The sequence below is a fragment of the Paulownia witches'-broom phytoplasma genome (assembly GCF_019396865.1).
GTDB lineage: Bacteria > Bacillota_I > Bacilli_A > Acholeplasmatales > Acholeplasmataceae > Phytoplasma > Phytoplasma asteris.
Map to the genome: position 1 here is coordinate 153000 of NZ_CP066882.1, position 18584 is coordinate 171583.

The window sequence follows — 18584 nt, forward strand, 5'->3', positions numbered from 1 at the left end:
CCTATTCTACAACTTGACATTTTTAAACCTCTTTTCTATTATCAAAAATAATTAAAGAAATTTTTTAGCATTTTCAAATACCCATAAATATAGGAAATTAATAAAAAATGATAAAAAGAAACTCAATATTATTATAACCTTTTTAAACAAAAATAAAAATAATTTTAAAACAATTGAAATGATATCTAATATTCTTAAAACAATTTTAAACAACAAATCACCTATTTTAATGAAAGAGTTTAAAAGAAAACTATTAACTTCTTTAAAAAAATAAATAACAGAACCACAAACAGCAACACTAAAAATTATCTTTGCTATTTCTTTTAATTTTTCCCACATACTTTCAGGGTCCATTAATTTTTGACCGGTAAGACTTGTTATAGAACTTTTAATATAACCTATAATACTACCAAAAACATCAATAAAAATTTTTAATATTTGCATTAAAAAATCAAACAATGAACTAAATAATTTTAAAGGATAAATTAAAGTTGTTAATTGTTCCCATATAAAAACAATTGCTTTTTTTATCATATTAAAAATAATTAAAAAATTATTATTCCAACCAACATTAAAACCAAATAAAAAAGATGATTTAGTAAAAAAAATACTATAAAAAATACTATATAATAAATAAAAAAATCTTTAAAATCAAAGGAAATTAAATATTTTAAAAAATTAAAACTAAAAATCATTTTCATTATCATCAATAGATTCCACAATTAAAGGATTTTTTATATTATTTAATTGATTTTTTAATTTTAAATTCTCTTTTAAAATTTCATCTAAATTATTATTTTCTTTATTTTCTTGATTATTATCTTTTTCATCAAAAATACCCTCAAAAAAATTAAGTCCTCCATGTTCTCCAAATTCTTTAATCATTATTTCAACATGTTTTCTATATATACCTAAGTAATTTCCCATATGTGCCATTAATCTAACTAAGGCACCATATTCACTAATACTAATTTTACCTTTTTTAAGATAATGGTTTACTATATCTCGTAATTCATCACTAAAATCATATTTACTTTTCAATTCTTTAATATAAAAATAAATCCAATAAATAAAAATACCAAAGATAAAAGAAGTAAAAGAAATAAATACTTTAGATTCAACAATATTAATAATTGTTTGTTGTATATCCATCAATTATTCCTTTCTATAAAATTATTGCCTTTTTAATTTCTTTATTATTTCAACTATTTTATTATCTTTTTGAATTGTTTCTAATTCTTTATTATTTTTGATAAAAAAAATTAATATATAAAAAAATACCAATAATCGCGCCCATCAATAAACAAATAAAATTATCAAATAGATTATATTTTTTCATCTAATTTTCCTTTATTCTTTTCAACCTTTTCATAATCTAATTTTTCAAAAAGTAATTTAGGCATAAAGTGAGCTATTAAACAAAATGAAAGAATACCAATAACAAAAATATAAATGAGAGTTGTAAAAATTTCATGATTAATTTGAAAAAATGAAAATAAACTCAAAAAAACAAATAATACAAAAATTCCAAAACTAATTAAAATCATTAAAGCCATTATTACACCAAATAAATTCAAATAAACATCATTTATATTTATTCCCAAATCAGTTCCGCAACATTGACAATGTTCGTAAAATTCTTTTTTTATTTTTTGTTTTTTATCCATTTTAAAAAAATCCTTAATTTTAAATGAATTTATTCATATATTATCCCTTAATGAGTGTTTTTTTAAAAAAACACTCATTATTTAATCCATGTAATTTTAGTTGCATCAGGAACAATAAAACCAAGTTTATAAGCTGCAAATATAAAAATACAACCAAGAGCAATTAAAATTAATATTTGTCTTAAAGTCATTTTTTATCCTCCTTTTTATTATTTAGCTATTGATAAATAACCTTTTGAAGTAAAATAAACAATAAAAGGAATAACAATGCCTAATGTAGGTAAAATCCAATATGTAAAAAACTGCCTAAAGTTAATTTATTTCTTCTAAAAGATTTTTTACTGAAATAAGAACGTCTGTAATTTCTCGCCATTTTAATCTCCTTTTTTATTATTTAATAAGAAAAATATTTTTTAGTATTTAGAAACAATAAGGAAACCAACTTAAAAGTTGGTATTTTTTTTTAATGGTTCTTTAATCGCCTACAATATTCGAGGGTTGGGAATGTTTTTGCCTAAAAAAATGATAAAGATAGAAGAATACCAAATTTACAAGAAAAGATAAATACCGTATTATTAGAATTGGGATTAGTAAAACAATAAGAAGGCAAATTCCTAGATATTATAGATTTAAAAAATAAACTTAATAGCTTGGGAAACAAATTAGAAAGATTAGCAAATCCAGAAACACAAATTACACATGAAAATGAAGAAATAAAAATAACAACAAAACAAATATAACAATTAGGAAAAATCACAGATATTGACACACTAAAAGCAAAACTTAAGGAACTTACAAATCCATTAGAACAAAATAAATCAATTTTAAGTGATAATGAAAAACAAAACTTAATAAATGAAATTGCAAAAACAAAAAAACAAATTACAAACATAGAAAAAATAACCAAAAAATGGGTAGACGATATTTTTGAAAACCATCAAGAACAATTAATCTAGCAAAAAATAATACTTGGTCACAAATTAGAAAACTTTTCCATCTTATAAAGAAGGGCTTAAAACTACTTTAATTTTGGCTATTGATGGTCTTTTTTTAGGCTTTTTATTAGCTATTTTATGCACCTTAATGAAAAATTGCCCAATCCAATAATCCTTATATATTAAAAATTAGCAAAGGAATAAGTTGGATCTTTGATATTTTATTTTTCATTTTAAAAACGATGCCAACAGCAGACCAAGCAATGCTTGTTTATTATGGCATTGGAAACCTTTGTAATAAAGGCGTTATTACTTCTCTTAATGCAGGATTTTTGGTTTTGATTCTTAATTCTTTAGCAAACATTAATGTAATTTTAATGCAGAATATCAAATTTTTAGATAAAGGACAAATTGAAGCGGCATTGAGTTTGGGAATAAGCCAAAGACAAGTTTTTTTCTCTATTGTTTTTCCCCAAGCTTTAAAAAGATCAGTGCCTTTTATTATCCAACAATTCATCACAAACATTAAAGATAGTTCTTTTTTTGCTATGATAGGCGTCTCTGAGTTAACTTTAGTAGCTAAAAAAATAATACTGGAGTGACTTTTAATCCGATCTTGCCTTTTGCTATGATAACTGGTTTTTACTTAAGTATCATTGTTATTACTAATTTATTAAACAAAATATTTACTAAAAATATCCTTCATAAATAAATAATTTTTCAAAGTTTTAACACCGAAACCTGATAAAAGGCCATTAGCTAATGTGGTCTTTTTTTGGGTGGCGGGCATGTAAATATTATTTTGGTTTATGATTTTGAGAAAAAAAACAAAAATCAAAATAAAACTGATATAATATATAAGTATGATATTTTTATCATTTAAAACAAAAAGCTGATGTGGCGGAATGGTAGACGCACTTGACTCAAAATCAAGCGAGCAATACTCATGTCGGTTCGAGTCCGACCATCAGTACCATTAATTTATTTTTATTTATAATTGCATCTATGAAAAGAAATAACAAATAAAAAATTGCATGAATTTCATGTGTTTTTTTATTTGTTTTATTTTTTAAAAAAACGATTTGAAACAACAATTTTGATTTCTTGCCTCTTTTCCCAATCAACTATTAGGTGGTATTTATTGTGTCTACTCATTCATTTAAACAATTTATCGAACAAAAAGGTTTTTGCAAAAAATATTTTCAAAATCCTCAAGTAAAAAAAATATCAGTTTGCCAAAAAAGCCAAAAATGGGTTTTACAAATCACATTTAAACATTTACCTTTAGTTTGTGATTTAGCATTTTTTTTAGAACAATTACTCCAAGAATTAACTATTTTATGGAAAAACCAAGCGCAAACCAAGCCTAATTTGCCCCAAATTGAATACCACATCGATTTTGAAAATTGGGATTATCTAGAATCTTTGGCAGAAAGTTATTTTAATTATATTATAACCCAAGCCAGTTTAATAAAAAAATATCATGATTTAGATTATTTTGCAATTCAAAATCACCAAGTAAATTTTCAAAACGGCAAATTTATCATTTTTGTAAATCCTAATGCATTTAAATGTTTAAATAAAAAAATGGGACTTCTTCAAGATTTTTTTTCTAAATTTTATGGTTTTAAAAATGAATTTATCTTATCAACAGATAGAAAAATTGATATCAATAGAAAAAAATCCACAAATATTGAAATCGAAGAATTGCAACAAAATCCGAATCATCAAACCAACTCCAACGAACAAAATCAAGAAAAAAATCCAAATAACAAATCAAATCCAACTTCTCAAACCGATCAAACAAAACAAGCAAAAACAACACCCCAAGCAAAAGCATATATTCATAATAAAGGAGCTTATAATAGCAATTCTAAAATGACAACTAAAGATACAAAAATAAAAGATCTTCCTAAAAATAAACAAGAGCTGGAAGAATTCAACCGTCAAAATCCCAATACTTATGTAATTGTTGAAGGTTTTTTGGCTCATCCTATCAAAGAAGCTAATTTTCAGTATTCTTATTTAAAATTTGTTATAGAAGAAAACGACAATGATTTTTCTATCGAAAATAAAGATGCTATTTTAATTCAAAAAAAAGTGTCCAAAGATGAAAAAGAACAATTTTTAAAAGCCAATTACCAAACTGGACAATTATTTAGAATCACAGCTCGAATTAATTATAGTGCTTGGGACGATGTTCATTTAATGATGACACAATACGAAACCCTAGAATCAGATTCAATTTCGCCTTCATTAATCGGCCAAGACTTGGGTTTTCAAGGCAAAAAAAGAATTGAATTTCACACTCACACTAAAATGTCTAATTTAGACGCCATTAACAGTGCCAAAGAATATTTACAAATAGCAGAATCATGGGGACACGAAGCGATTGCTTTTACGGATCATGACGGCATTTATGCTTACCCTGAAATTAACGAACATGCCAAAAATAAAAAAATCAAACCTATTTATGGAGTGGAAGTTGATTTTATTGAAGAAAAACCTATTTATATCACCAATCAAAAAGAAGATAATTTAGAAAAAGATTTTGTTTTAAAAGAAGCTACTTATGTGGTTTTTGACTTGGAAACTACTGGATTATCTAATGTTCGTGACAAAATTATTGAAATCGCTGGAGTAAAAATTAAAAACGGAAACAAAATAGGCGAGTTTCAAAAATTTATCGACCCGCAACAAAAATTAACCAAAACTATCACCGATATTACCAATATTACGGATGAAATGCTTAAAGGACAACAAACAATTGACCAAGTTTTACCACAATTTTTAGCTTTTGCCAAAGACTGTGTTTTAGTGGCTCACAACGCTTCTTTTGATATTAATTTTTTAAAAGAAAAAGCAAAAGAACTCAAAATATCTTTGGAACCACAACCCATTATTGATACCATGGCATTGTCTCAACGTTATTTCAGTAATCTTTTAAAATATTTTTCTTTAAAAAGATTGGCAACTTTTTTCAAAATCAAATTAGAAGACCATCACCGTGCACTTGCGGATGCCACTGCCACAGCAGAAGTTTTTATCAAAATGATTGATCAATTGGCAGATCCAAACAAAGATCCCAAAGACGAACAAGTAATTACTTTTTTTGACTTACAAGAAAAAATCGATCCCAAATACGAAAGACCCTATCACATCAATATTTTAGTGGCTAATCAAACCGGTTATCGCAATCTTTTTGAACTTTTAAGCAACGCTTTAACTAAGGATTTTAACAAAAGCCCTCGTGTTTTAAAATCTAATTTAGCTAATTTAAGACAAGGTCTTTTAGTGGGTAGTGGTTGCATGAATAGCAATATTTTTAAAATAGCTCTCAATCAAAACATTTCCAAATTGGAAAAAGCTATTTCTTTTTACGATTACATCGAAGTGCAACCTCCCCAAGCTTATAAACATTTAATTCATGATTTAGGCAAAAACGGGCTTCAAATCATTGAAACTACTCTCAAAACCATCATAAAAGAATCCCAAAAACAAGCAAAAATAGTAATTGCCACTGGGGACGTTCATTATATTCATCCTTGGGAAAAAGATTATCGCGAAATTTATATTAGTGCCAAAATGGTAGGAGGCGGCTTACACAAATTATCTAGATACGAAAATAAAAACTTGCCAGAAAATCACCTTTTGACCACCCAAGAAATGATAGATGCATTTGCCTTTTTACAAGATGAAAAATTAATTTATGAAATTGTAATTGAAAATACTCATTTGCTTAATTCCAAAATTGAAAAAATCAAAGCTTTTTCTTCGGAACTATTTTCTTTCAAAGACAACGCTTTCAAAGCCAACTTACAAATACCAAGCATCAAAGAAGAAATTAAGCGTTTGGTTGATACAAAAGTTAAACAAATGTACGGCGCAACTCCCCACCCTTTAATTAAAGAAAGATTGGATCAAGAGTTAAAAAGTATTATCGAAGAGACAAAAAACGAAAAATCTAATCAAAATATTGCTCCTATTTATTATTTATCACATTTATTAGTTAAAAATTCTTTGGAAAAAGGTTATTTAGTAGGCTCACGTGGTTCGATTGGTTCTTCTTTAGTAGCAACTATGTTAAAAATTACCGAAGTAAATCCGTTAAAACCACATTATTATTGTCCACAATGCAACTACACTATTGTCCAATTAAAACCACAAGAAAAAGAACAATATTACAACCCAGAAGAAGAAAAATACCACAACGAACTTGATAAGGTTTTTTCAGGATACGATTTGCCAAACATGCCTTGTCCCAAATGCGACACTCAGTTCAAAAAAGACGGTCATGACATTCCTTTTGAAACTTTTCTAGGCTTTGAAGGCAACAAAACTCCTGATATTGATCTAAATTTTGCAGGTGATTACCAAAGCCAAGCCCACAATTACATTAAAGAATTATTAGGAGAAAAACACGCTTTTAGAGCAGGAACCATCCAGACTGTTGCCCAAAGAAACGCTTATGGTTATACGATGGGTTTTGTAGAAGAAAAACAAAAACAATGGCGCAAACAAAAAGTAGCCCAAATTGCCAACAAAATCGAAGGAGTTAAACGTTCTAATGGGCAGCATCCAGGAGGAATTGTTGTTGTGCCGCCCGATCGCAGTATTTATGAAGTAACTCCTGTCCAATATCCAGCTAATGACACCAATTGGAAAACCACTCATTTTGATTATCATTCCTTTGAGCAAAATCTTTTTAAATTAGACATTTTAGGACATGATGATCCTATGATGATTAAATTTTTGATGGATTATGTTAAAGAAAATCGAATAATTTTCCCTTTCACAAGAGCCCAAGATATTCCTGTAGATGATCCCGAAGTTTATAAATTGTTTTCCAACGAATTCAAAATTGATTCTTCTGTAAATCCAGGAAATAAAATCACTATTGATTCTTTGGGTATTCCTGAATTTGGAACTATTTTTGTCAAACAAATGTTAAAAGATTTAACAACCGCTAAACAAAATTCACAAAAACAAGCAATTAAAATTAATTTTGCTGCTTTAGTAAAAATCTCAGGACTTTCACATGGAACTGATGTTTGGAACCAAAACGCCAGAGATGCTATCAACAAAACAGGCGAATTTGAAAAATACAAAAATAAAACAATTTCTTTTGATGATATAATTGGTTGTCGTGATGATATTATGTTACAATTACAAGAAAAAGGGTTTGATCCTTTAAAAGCTTTTGATATTATGGAATTTATCCGTAAAGGCAAACCCCAAGATGATTTTCAAACATGGAACAAATACAAACAAGAAATGAAAGACAAAGTAGAAGCTTGGTATATTGATTCTGCTGCTAAAATTAAATATTTATTCCCTAAAGCGCACGCCACTGCTTATGTTATTATGGCTTTGAGGATTGCGTGGTTTAAAATGCATGCACCATTAGCTTTTTATAGTGGTTATTTTTCTAAAAGAACAGAACAATTCGACCACCAAACCATGATTAGTAACGATATAAAAATTATTAAAGAAAAATTAAATAAGCTTGCAGAATTGAAAAAAAGTAAAAAAATCAAAGCCAAAGAAGATGCTTTAATAAATACTTTAAAAATTGCCGAAGAAATGGTACATCGTGGTTTTAAATTTTTAACTGTTGATTTTAATAAATCAGATGTTAGTGTTTTAAAAATAGAAGATGGTGGTTTTTTAAGGATGCCACTGCTTTCGCTTGATGGTCTAGGTTTGATTGCTGCTAATAAAATTGTAGAGGCGCGCCAAGAAAAACCATTTACTAAAGCTGATTTTGCCACTCGTTCTAAAATTAATAAAACCATTTTAGCCAAAGCAAAACAAGAAAACCTTTTAGATTCTTTAGAAGATGAATGAAATTAAAAAAACAAATAATAAATAAATTTGGTTAAATCCACAAAAATATTAAAGATGACTTTGCTATAATAAATCATTTTGCAAAAAAATAAAAAAGGAGGTGATAAAATTGATACCAAATAAAAGATTAGTGTCAGGGATCAAACCAACGGGCGATCTTACTTTAGGAAATTATATTGGGGTTTTAAAACCTTTGCTATATTTGCAACAAAACTTAAAAAATTTTGATTTTTATCTTTTTATAGCTGACTTGCACGCCCTTACTTTTTATCAAGAACCCCAAACACTAAAACAACAAATCAAAAAAATAGCAGCTCTTTATTTGGCATCAGGGCTTGACCCTGAAAAAATAAATTTGTTTGTTCAATCTGAAGTAACACAACATACTTATTTGGGTTATCTCTTGGAATGCAATTCTTATTTTTCTGAACTACAAAGAATGATTCAATATAAGGAAAAAAACAAAATTAATGCAGAAGGAATAAGGACTTCTTTATTTACTTACCCCACATTGATGGCAGCTGATATTTTGATGTATGATGCAAATTTAGTGCCTATTGGCAAAGATCAAAAACAACATTTAGAATTAACTAAAAACTTGGCTACAAGATTTAACAATTTATATGGTAATACTTTTGTTGTTCCGGAACCTTTTTTTAATCCTTTGGGTTCGAAAATAAAATCTTTGCAAAACCCTTTGAAAAAAATGAGTAAAAGTTATACGGAAAATCCTAAAAGCTATATTTTACTTTTGGATGATCCTCAAATAATTAAAAGTAAAATTGGCCAAACTGTTACAGATTCCCAAAAAATAATTAAATATGATCCAGAAAATAAACCTGGAATTTCTAATCTTTTAACCATTTATGCTTCTTTAAAGCAAATTAGTATTTTTGAAAGTGAAAAACTTTTTCAAAAAAGTAATTACAAAGAGTTAAAAAATAAAGTCGGTGAAGAAATAATTAATTTTGTTGTACCTTTGCAACAAAAATTTTATCAATTAATTAATAGTGCAAAATTGGATGATATTTTAAATAAAGGAGCCCAAAAAGCTTCCTTGATTGCAGAGAAAAAAATCCAACAGGTACGAAAAAAATTAGGTATTTCAAGATTTTGATGTATAATATTTATAAATAAAAAAGACAACCTTTTTAGGGTTGTCTTTTTTATTTAATAACTTTTTTTGATGTGGGCTTTAATTACTTGTTGTAAAGCTTTCCAAGGAAGACTTATACAAGCGACTCTTCCAGGAAAATTAATAAAATGTTTAAATAATAGTAATTCTTTGTCAAGTTGAGTTTCATCATATATTTGATTATTAATCATAGCTAAAAAATGATTTATTTTTTCTAATGTTTGTTGAATTTCTAGATTCTTAAGATGTATAGACATCAAACTTGCTGAAGCGCGACAAATAGCACAAGCTTGAGTTTCGTATTTAATATCTATTAATTTTTGATTTGAGATTTTGATTTGTAATGAAATAGAATCACCACAAGAAACATTTTTATTAGTTATGTTTATAAAATCAGGGTCTTGGGAAAGTCCCCAATTTTGAGGTTCTTGATAATGTTTAATGATTAAATCACGATATAATTTATTTATTTCTAACATTTTAATACCTTGAGTTATTTATTAAATTTGGAGAAAAAAGTTTGCGTTTTTTTTAAGTTTTTAATTAAAATATCAACGTCTTCTTGATTGTTGTGAATGCCTATAGAAACTCTAATTATACTTGTTTGTTTTAGTTTTTGAGTAGCTAAAAAAGCACAACATCTACCAGTTCTTACATAAATATTTTCTTGAGCTAAAAAAGCTTCTGCATCATGGGCATGAATTTGATTAAAGTTAAAAGTAATGATATTAGAAAAAGCTTGAGGATTATAAATTGTGATTTTAGGAATTTGTTTTAATTCTTTCATTATATTTTGATAAATCTTTTTTTCATGTTTTTGGATGTTTTCAAAACCAATTTCTTCCACAAATTCCAAAGCTTTTTTAAAAGCAAGAATTCCTGAAATATTAGGAGTTCCTGATTCAAATTTATTATGACCTTCGTTGAGTAAAAAATGTTTTAAAGAAAATTCTTTAATGGAAGTTCCTCCAAATGAAGGAGGTTGTAATTGTTCTAATAAATGATTTTTGCCAAACAAAATCCCTATTCCAAAAGGACCGTATAATTTGTGGGATGAAAATGCTAAAAAATCTACATCTAAAAATTTAACATCTATGGGTAGGTGACTTGATGATTGGGCAGAATCTAAAATAACTAAAGCGTTGTTTTTGTGAGCTAAAGTTGTTATTTCTTTAACGGGAGTTTCGTACCCTAGTAAATTAGAAACATGAGTTAAAACAACTATTTTAGTTTTGTTTGTTAAAACCTTAGCAAAATTTTCTACAGTTATTTGATTCTGTTCGTTTAGGGGAACAAAGATTAATTTTGCTTTTTTTAGTTTGGCTTGTTTAAACCAAGGAAGCACGGAAGAATTATGTTCTAATTCTGATGTAATAATTTCGTCACCTTCTTGAAGGGTTTCTCCTAAGCTTTGAGCTAATATATTTAAAGAATCAGTAGTTCCTTTAGTAAAAATAATTTCTTCTGATTTGGAATTAATAAAATTAGCTGTTTTAATTCTTGTTTCGTTCATTAGTAAAGTGTTTTGATGAGACAAAACGCCAAAAGATTTGGTATTGAGTCCATTTGTGTTATAAAATCTAGTCAATTCATCTATTACTTTTTGAGGTTTTAAAGAAGTAGCAGCATTATCAAAGTAAACAATCTTGGGGTTGGTTTTGAAAATTGGGAAAAGACAGCGAAAAGGATTATTTTGCATTTTGGAAACCTCTTAATTTGTTAAGACATATTTTTTCATAAATGAATTAATAAAATAAATAAAAAGTTATTAATAATTAAAAGACTATTAAAGCGTTGTTTTTTTTGCCTTTTTTCAAAAGGACATATTTATCAAATAAAGTGTTTTTTTTGGTTATTACAAAATCAAGGGATTTGATTTTTTGATTAAATAATTTAATAGTGTTGTCTTTGATAAATTCACGAGCTTCACTTTTAGAAGTTGCCAGTTTTGTTTGAACTAAAGCATCAACTAATAAAATATCTTCTTTTGTGGAATGACAAAACAAAGTTTTTTGCAATAAAATAAAATCTTTTTCTTGGAAAGATTCTTTTTTAGCATTAGAAAATAAAATTTGGTTAGTTTTTATACATTCTTGCAAAATATCTGAGGAATGAATTAAAGTAATAATGTTTTGGGTAAGAGCTTTTTGAGCTAATCTTTGTTGGGGGTTTTCCAAGGTGTTTTTTTCTAATTCCAAAATTTCTTGCTTGGGAATTAAAGTAAGCATTTTTAGATAATTGATTACTTCTTTATCAGAAACATTTAAAAAATATTGATAAATTTCATAAGGGAAAGTCATTGAAGGATTTACCCATAAAACCCCTTTTTCGCTTTTGCCAAATTTCGTTCCATCTGAATTTAACAAAAGAGGAGTACTAATTCCTAGGGCATCGGATTTTTTTTCTAATTTTCTGATGAGTTCTAGTCCGCTTGTGATATTTCCCCACTGATCAGAACCGCCTAATTGTAATCTAACTTTATGATTTTTGTATAAATGATGAAAATCTAAAGATTGTAAAATCATATAAGAAAATTCAGTAAAAGAGATACCAGAAGCAAGTCTTTTGGCTACTGTGTGTTTGGAAAGCATATAGTTAATGTTAAAAAGTTTTCCGTAGTTTCTGAGGAAAGAAATGATATCTATTTGAGAAAGCCATTGATAATTATTAACAAATTCTACTTGTTTGTTTAACAATATGTTTTTAAGTTGACATTCAATACTTTTAGCATTTTGCAATGAATTTTCTAAAGATAATAATTTTCTTTCTTCAGTTTCTTTGGGATCTCCTATTAAACCTGTAGCCCCACCTACTAAAATAACGGGTAGATGTCCTTGTCTTTGCATTAATAAAATCATTGTTATTTGAACTAAATGACCCACTGTTAAAGAATGAGAAGTAGGATCAATCCCACAGTAAAACTTGACTTGGTTGTTTTCTAATAATTCTTTAACTTGTGTTTCGTTACTACAATCTTTAATTAAATTACGCCATTTTAATTCTTCATAAAAAGACATTTTGGGCTCCTATTTTATTTTTAGAAATAATTTTCTTGGTTTTGAGAAAAATCATTAAAATAGGGTTGTTTTTAATAATTTTCTAAATTTTGTTTATTAAAAAAAAGGGGGGGATATATTTAAAAAATGTTATTAAAAGTTTTTTATTATAAAAAATGTATTTCTTTAAACAAAAAAAACAATTTATCTTTGTTCTTTAATACGAGAAGCTTTAGAAGAAAGGTTGCGAACATAATGCAATTTGGCGCGACGAACAATACCACGACGAACTACTTCTATTTTCTCGTTAGTAGGCGAATGTACTGGGAAAGTTAATTCAATTCCTACACCAGCAAATATTTTTCTTACAGTAAAAGTTTCTGTAACTAATCTTCCTTGGCGTTTAATAACTAAACCTTCAAAAATTTGAACCCTTTTGCGGTTTCCTTCATCAATTTTGATAAATACTTTAACTGTATCACCAGGTTTGAAAAAAGGGACATCTTTAAGTTGGTGCTGGTTAACTGATTCTATTAAATTTTGTCCTTTTAATTGAGACATAATTTTGCTCCTTTGTTGAATTCAAATAAATAATTCTTGAATTATTTTTGTAATTCTTGTTTAATTTCTGTTACAAGTTTGGTTTGTTCTAAAGTTAATTTTTTATTTTCCAAAAGATCAGGTCTTTTTTGTAAAGTTGCCTTCAAGCTTTCTTTTTGGCGCCAACATCTTATTTTGGCATGGTTTCCAGATAACAAAACAGCAGGCACTTCGTGATTCAAATAACTTTGCGGGCGGGTATATTGAGGATATTTAAGCAAACCTTTTTGATGGGAATCTTCAAGATAAGATTGTTCTTTGATAACTTCTGGAAGCAGTCTTGTAATTGCATCAACCAAAACAGTAGCGGCGATTTCTCCTCCTGTCAAAACATAATCACCTATGGAAATTTCTGCATCAATATATTGCAATATTCTTGCATCAACCCCTTCATAATTACCGCATAAAATAATTAAATGAGTTTCTTTTTGAGCAAAATTAGTGGCATGCATTTGATTAAAAATTTGTCCTTGAGGAGATAATAAAATAACTTTGCTTTGGGGAGTTTTTATTTTTTGTAGACAATCAAAAAAAGGAGGGAAAGAAAGCAACATTCCAACTCCTCCTCCATAAACGCTATCATCTACTTGATTATGTTTATTTTTGCTATAAGTTCTTAAATCATGAAGTTTTATTTGAACTTTTTTTTGTTCTAAAGCTCTTTTAATAATGGAAGTTTCACAAAAACTTTTAAAAAAAAGCGGAAAAATAGTGATAATTTCAATAATCATAAAATTTAGTTTTTTAACCGTTAAAGGCGCTTTCATTTATTTTTGAAATTGAGAAAAAAATTATTTTTCAACTTTAGTGTTAGTTTTTGCAACAAATTTACTTTTTTTAAATACTTTTTTGACTGTTTTAGTTGGTTGAGCGCCATTGGATAACCATTTTTGTACTTTGTTGTGATCTAATTCAACAATATCTAAAATAGTGTCATAAGTTCCTAAAATTTCTAAAAATTTACCATCTCTAGCATTTTTAGATTCGCTTGCAACTACTCTGTAAAAAGGTCTTTTATGCACTCCGAAACGTTGTAAACGCATTTTTATTGCCATAATAAAAACCCACTTTCTATTTTTTTATTAATCGTTTAATCGCAAATTAAAAAGTTCATCCTAAATATTATCACATAAAATAACTGAATTGTCAAGTGTTTTTGATAAAAAAGATGAGAAAAATGTTTTTTGATGAATTCTTAAAAAATAAAATCTTTTGAAGATTTTAATTAAGGTGAAAGACATTTCAGTACATTAAAAAATGTTTAAAAATCAACAAAAATAAATAATAAAGGGAGTGATTTTAATGAAAAATAGTGCGCTTTGTTGTTTTATATTAAAATTGTTCTAAGACAAGACAAAAAGAAAACCCAAAACAAATACTTTGGGAAATTATTTATTCTTTGAAATGCCTTTTTATCTTGGCTTTTCCTATAATTATTTTTTTTATATTGGTTATTGATTAAAAACATAATTAACTTTGTATTTTTATTTTTTATTCATGAGGAGAACTAATAGGTATTTTGGTTAAATATCCATTGATAAATTCGTCGATGTTTCCATCCATTACTTGTTCTAATTGAAAAATTTCTTGATTAGTGCGGTGATCTTTAACCATTTTGTAAGGATGAAAAACATAGCTTCTAATTTGAGAACCCCAACCATTTTCTTTTTGGTCGCTTTGAAATTTTTTAGCATTTTCTTCTTTTTGTTGTTTGGATGCTAATTGAAATAACTTGGTTTTTAGCATTTGCAAAGCTTTTTCTTTGTTTTTGATCTGACTACGTTCATTTTGACAACCCACTACTAATCCTGTTGGCAAATGAGTTATTCTTACTGCTGAATCAGTAGTATTTACGTGTTGTCCGCCTGCACCACTACTTCTAAAAACATCAATTTTAAGATCTTCTGTTTTTAAATTAATTTTGATTTCTTCATTAATTTCTGGCAAAACATCGCAAGCTACAAAAGAAGTATGTCTTTTGGAATTAGCATCAAAAGGAGAAATTCTTACCAAACGATGAACTCCTTTTTCCGCTTTTAGATAACCATAAGAATAAGTTCCTTTAATTAATAAGGTAGCTGATTTGATTCCTGCTCCTTCACCTGGTTGATAATCAAGAATTTCGGTTTTAAAATTCTTTTTTTGAGCATATTTTTGATACATACGGAAAAGCATTTCGCACCAATCTTGCGATTCGGTGCCTCCTGCTCCTGGATGGAATAATAAAATAGCATTTTTAATATCATAAGGTTGATTCAAAAAAATTTTAATTTTGAAATCAAAAACAGCTTTAGTAAGGTTTTTTAATTCTTCTTCTAATAAAGCAGAAGTTTCATTTGGGCTTTCATTTAAATTAAATAAAGTTTCTAGATCCAAATAATTTTGTTCTAAAGTTTCTAAAGTAGTTTTTTTCTCTTGCAAGTCGTTGAATTGTTGGCTTATTGTAACAGCTTTTTGGGGTTCTTGCCAAAAATCTTCTTTTTGCATGGCGCAATTTAATTTTTCAATTGTTTGATTGGTTTTTTTTAAATCAAGGGCTTGTTTTAAATCTTGAAGGTTTTGATGCAAGTTTTGTAAAATTTGATTAATTTCGTATTTTTCCACAAATTAATTCCAAGGTTTTTTAGAAGTTCTTACTTTTCTAGTTCTTCTTTTTTTAGAAGATTCATCATCGCTTGAATCATTGTTTAAAAAAACTTTTTGTTTGGGAGGCGTTTGAAAACTATCTGCGAAAGAAAACTTTAAAATAGTAGCAGTAATGCCGTTTGCAATTTTTGCAATCATGTTATTGAATAAAACTTGTCCTTCTTTTTGATATTCAATAAAAGAATCTTGTTGTCCGTAACTTACAAATCCAATTCCTTGTCTTAAAGAACTCATTTCATTGATGTGGCGTTGGTAGTAATTATCAATTATTTTTAATGTAATCCATTTAAGACCTTTTGCAAAATATTGAGCTTTATCAGGGTCTTTTTCAAAAAAATCTTTTTGAGATTGTAAAGTGGCTTTTACTTTTTGCAATAAATGTTGTTGAAAAGAATCAAGGGAGTTTGTTTTAGGGTTGTTGCATAATTCTTGTACTTCTTCTAAATCAAAGGTTTGTTTAGGAAAAAATTTATTTTCTAAAAAAGTAATTAAAGTTTGGGTTTGACATTGGGTAGGGTTGTTAGTAAAATGTGGCAAAATAGCTTTATTAAGGGTCTTTTGCATTAAATCTTGAACGATTTGTTCTACTCTATTGCTAACTAGAATTCCTTTTCTTTGGTTATAGATAATTTCTCTTTGAATACGTAAAATATCATCATATTTTAAGAGGTATTTACGATAGTCAAAATTGGAAGATTCTACTTTTTTTTGTATTTTGGTAAAAAATTTAGTCACCATTTTAGATGAAGTTTTAGTTTCGGAATCGCTTATTTTTTGGAGCAAAGAAATAATTTTTTCTATTCTAGTGCCACCAAATCTTTGGGCAAGTTCATCTTCGCTAGAAATAAAAAAACGTGAATAACCAGGGTCGCCTTGACGTCCAGCACGTCCTCTTAATTGGTTATCAATTCTTCGTGATTCGTGTCTTTCAGTACCTAAAACAGCAAGTCCGCCTAATTCTTTAACCCCTTCGCCTAAACGAATATCAGTTCCACGTCCTGCCATATTAGTAGCAATAGTAACTGCATTTTTAAGTCCTGCCTTAGCAATGATGTCTGCTTCTTTAGAGTGGTTTTTGGCATTTAGAATTTCGTGTTTAATGGAATGTTTTTTTAATTTTTTAGAAATAATTTCAGAAACTTCTACTGTAGTTGTCCCAATTAAAATGGGTTGTCTTTTTTTGTGGCGAGAAGTTATTTCTTCAATTAAAGCGTCGTATTTTTCTTTTAAAGAAACAAAAATAAAATCGGGCTCGTCAATTCTTATCATAGGAACATTGGTAGGAATTTCGATAACTTCCATGTTATAAATGTCTCTAAATTCATCTTCTTCGGTTTTGGCAGTTCCTGTCATCCCTGATAATTTGTGATAAAGACGGAAAAAATTTTGATAAGTAATAGTAGCTCCAATGGAAGTTTCTTCTTTAATTAATACTCCTTCTTTGGCTTCTAATGCTTGGTGAAGACCGTCGCTAAATTGGCGTCCTGGCAAAGCACGTCCAGTAAATTGATCAATAATTAGAACTTGTCCATCTTTGTAATCAACTAAGTAATCTTTGTCTTTGTGCATCGTAAAAGCTGCTTTAAGGGCGTTTTTGACATGGTGGAGCAAAGAGGCGTGTTCTACGTTGTATAAATTATCAATTTGGAAAAAGTTTTCAGCTTTGGTAATTCCTTCTTCGGTAAGTTCAATTGTTTTAGTTTCTAATTCAATAAGATAATGGCTATTTTTAAGGGTGCGGACAAAACGTTGTGCTTCTTTGTATAAATTCTTAGTTTCTTTGACATTTTGGGAAATAATTAAAGGCGTTCTTGCCTCATCAATTAAAATAGAGTCTACTTCATCAACAATAGCATAACTGTAAGGGCGTTTCATTACCAAATTGGAAGCTTCAATTTCCATGTTGTCTCTTAAATAATCAAACCCTAATTCACTGTTAGTAGTGTAGAGAATATCACATAAATAGGCTTGTTGTTTTTGTGCGTGGTCTTTGTCTTTTGTATTAAGTCCTACTGTCATTCCCAAAAAGCGAAAAACATCACCGATGCTACCTTCAAATTCTCTTTTAGCTAGGTATTCATTGACTGTAACAATGTGAACAGGGTTACCACTTAAAGCGTTAAGATAAGCAGGCATGATGGCAGTAAGGGTTTTTCCTTCCCCAGTTTTCATCTCAGAAATATTTCCTTGATGCAAAATTACAGCGCCCAAAATTTGAACGTAATAAGGAGTAAGTCCTGTTACTCTTTTGGTAGCTTCTTTGGCAAGAGCATAGGCTTCGGGCAGCAGTTGGTTAAGGGTTTTTCCTTCTTGAAAGAGTTTTTTTAATTCTGCGGTTTTTGTGGCAAAATCTTTGTCATCTAATAAAGCCATTTGGGCTTCTAAATTTTGTACTTTATTAGCTATGGTTCTAGCTTTTCTTAAAGCTTTTTTGGAAGAATTAAATATTTTTTTTAAAAAATTTAACATAATTGTTTTAATCCTTTATATTTTTTAGTTTTTGAATTTGTAATTGCGGGTTGTTGGTTCGTATTTCAATAATTCTTACTTTGGTTCAATATTAAAAAATGAAAATAAAATGAAGTGAGGTGAAAGTGCAATGAAAATAAAATAATGTTAATTTTTATCAAAAACCTGAGTGAAAAAACAAAAATTAACAATTTTAGGGGGAAACCAAAGTAATTGGAGGGGAAAATGAAAATAATTGGGGTGGTATTTTGGGTAGCAAAAGCCCTTATTTGCAATCCCATTATTATTT

The 18584-nt window shown here is 28.1% G+C and carries 14 protein-coding genes and 1 tRNA gene; 4 read left to right on the plus strand and 11 right to left on the minus strand.

The genetic code is table 11. The features are described 5' to 3' along the window. Positions 1-51 precede the first annotated feature (51 nt). The 3 genes from HGD80_RS00740 to HGD80_RS00750 form a co-directional block, all read right to left on the minus strand. Positions 52-534, minus strand: coding sequence for a hypothetical protein (locus tag HGD80_RS00740; protein ID WP_225904390.1), 483 nt, complete (start codon positions 532-534; stop codon positions 52-54). Between the two features lie 150 nt (positions 535-684). After that, a complete protein-coding gene (locus HGD80_RS00745) occupies positions 685-1152 on the minus strand; it encodes a hypothetical protein (protein ID WP_225904391.1) in 468 nt (155 codons plus the stop codon). Positions 1153-1325: 173 nt separating this feature from the next. Further along, positions 1326-1667, minus strand: a complete 342-nt coding sequence (locus tag HGD80_RS00750) for a hypothetical protein (protein WP_219475122.1) — start codon at positions 1665-1667, stop codon at positions 1326-1328. Between the two features lie 1177 nt (positions 1668-2844). Between HGD80_RS00750 and HGD80_RS00755 the strand changes: the two genes are divergently transcribed. The 4 genes from HGD80_RS00755 to trpS all read left to right on the plus strand — a co-directional run bounded on the left by HGD80_RS00755 (position 2845) and on the right by trpS (position 9566). Beyond that, the gene (locus HGD80_RS00755; RefSeq protein ID WP_219475572.1) at positions 2845-3204 is read left to right on the plus strand and encodes an ABC transporter permease subunit; all 360 of its coding nucleotides are present in this window, start codon (positions 2845-2847) and stop codon (positions 3202-3204) included. Between the two features lie 289 nt (positions 3205-3493). After that, positions 3494-3578: transfer RNA gene (locus HGD80_RS00760), tRNA-Leu, on the plus strand. Between the two features lie 167 nt (positions 3579-3745). Beyond that, positions 3746-8449: a PolC-type DNA polymerase III gene (locus tag HGD80_RS00765; protein WP_225904392.1), complete on the plus strand. Its 4704-nt coding sequence runs from the start codon at positions 3746-3748 to the stop codon at positions 8447-8449. A gap of 112 nt (positions 8450-8561) precedes the next feature. Further along, positions 8562-9566 (plus strand): tryptophan--tRNA ligase, encoded by a 1005-nt coding sequence (gene trpS, locus HGD80_RS00770; protein ID WP_219475574.1) that lies wholly within the window; start codon positions 8562-8564, stop codon positions 9564-9566. A 53-nt stretch (positions 9567-9619) separates the two neighbouring features. On the opposite strand, the gene sufU is transcribed toward trpS, so the two are convergent. The 8 genes from sufU to secA all read right to left on the minus strand — a co-directional run bounded on the left by sufU (position 9620) and on the right by secA (position 18295). Continuing rightward, positions 9620-10063 (minus strand): Fe-S cluster assembly sulfur transfer protein SufU, encoded by a 444-nt coding sequence (gene sufU, locus HGD80_RS00775; RefSeq protein WP_219475125.1) that lies wholly within the window; start codon positions 10061-10063, stop codon positions 9620-9622. A 14-nt stretch (positions 10064-10077) separates the two neighbouring features. Next, complete coding sequence (locus tag HGD80_RS00780) at positions 10078-11283, minus strand: aminotransferase class V-fold PLP-dependent enzyme (RefSeq protein WP_219475127.1); 1206 nt, start codon at positions 11281-11283, stop codon at positions 10078-10080. A gap of 76 nt (positions 11284-11359) precedes the next feature. Further along, complete coding sequence (gene tyrS, locus HGD80_RS00785) at positions 11360-12601, minus strand: tyrosine--tRNA ligase (RefSeq protein ID WP_219475130.1); 1242 nt, start codon at positions 12599-12601, stop codon at positions 11360-11362. 183 nt (positions 12602-12784) lie between these two features. Then, positions 12785-13141 (minus strand): 50S ribosomal protein L19, encoded by a 357-nt coding sequence (gene rplS, locus HGD80_RS00790; RefSeq protein WP_011160821.1) that lies wholly within the window; start codon positions 13139-13141, stop codon positions 12785-12787. A gap of 41 nt (positions 13142-13182) precedes the next feature. Then, positions 13183-13911 carry a tRNA (guanosine(37)-N1)-methyltransferase TrmD gene (gene trmD, locus HGD80_RS00795; protein ID WP_219475576.1) on the minus strand — a complete coding sequence of 243 codons (729 nt, stop codon included), beginning with the start codon at positions 13909-13911 and terminating at the stop codon, positions 13183-13185. Positions 13912-13971: 60 nt separating this feature from the next. After that, positions 13972-14235, minus strand: coding sequence for a 30S ribosomal protein S16 (rpsP, locus tag HGD80_RS00800; protein WP_011160823.1), 264 nt, complete (start codon positions 14233-14235; stop codon positions 13972-13974). A 436-nt stretch (positions 14236-14671) separates the two neighbouring features. Continuing rightward, entirely contained in the window at positions 14672-15784 is a 1113-nt protein-coding gene (gene prfB, locus HGD80_RS00805; RefSeq protein ID WP_219475132.1) for a peptide chain release factor 2, read from the minus strand. Between the two features lie 3 nt (positions 15785-15787). Continuing rightward, a complete protein-coding gene (gene secA / locus HGD80_RS00810; RefSeq protein WP_219475134.1) occupies positions 15788-18295 on the minus strand; it encodes a preprotein translocase subunit SecA in 2508 nt (835 codons plus the stop codon). Positions 18296-18584 lie beyond the last annotated feature (289 nt).

What these genes read in the sequence shown, in the direction of transcription:
- HGD80_RS00740 (WP_225904390.1), bottom strand. Translation starts at nt 534, where the DNA reads ATGATAAAAAAAGCAATTGTTTTTATATGGGAACAATTAACAACTTTA.
- HGD80_RS00745 (WP_225904391.1), bottom strand. Translation starts at nt 1,152, where the DNA reads ATGGATATACAACAAACAATTATTAATATTGTTGAATCTAAAGTATTT.
- HGD80_RS00750 (WP_219475122.1), bottom strand. Translation starts at nt 1,667, where the DNA reads ATGGATAAAAAACAAAAAATAAAAAAAGAATTTTACGAACATTGTCAA.
- HGD80_RS00755 (WP_219475572.1), top strand. Translation starts at nt 2,845, where the DNA reads ATGCCAACAGCAGACCAAGCAATGCTTGTTTATTATGGCATTGGAAAC.
- sufU (WP_219475125.1), bottom strand. Translation starts at nt 10,063, where the DNA reads ATGTTAGAAATAAATAAATTATATCGTGATTTAATCATTAAACATTAT.
- HGD80_RS00780 (WP_219475127.1), bottom strand. Translation starts at nt 11,283, where the DNA reads ATGCAAAATAATCCTTTTCGCTGTCTTTTCCCAATTTTCAAAACCAAC.
- tyrS (WP_219475130.1), bottom strand. Translation starts at nt 12,601, where the DNA reads ATGTCTTTTTATGAAGAATTAAAATGGCGTAATTTAATTAAAGATTGT.
- rplS (WP_011160821.1), bottom strand. Translation starts at nt 13,141, where the DNA reads ATGTCTCAATTAAAAGGACAAAATTTAATAGAATCAGTTAACCAGCAC.
- trmD (WP_219475576.1), bottom strand. Translation starts at nt 13,911, where the DNA reads ATGATTATTGAAATTATCACTATTTTTCCGCTTTTTTTTAAAAGTTTT.
- rpsP (WP_011160823.1), bottom strand. Translation starts at nt 14,235, where the DNA reads ATGGCAATAAAAATGCGTTTACAACGTTTCGGAGTGCATAAAAGACCT.
- secA (WP_219475134.1), bottom strand. Translation starts at nt 18,295, where the DNA reads ATGTTAAATTTTTTAAAAAAAATATTTAATTCTTCCAAAAAAGCTTTA.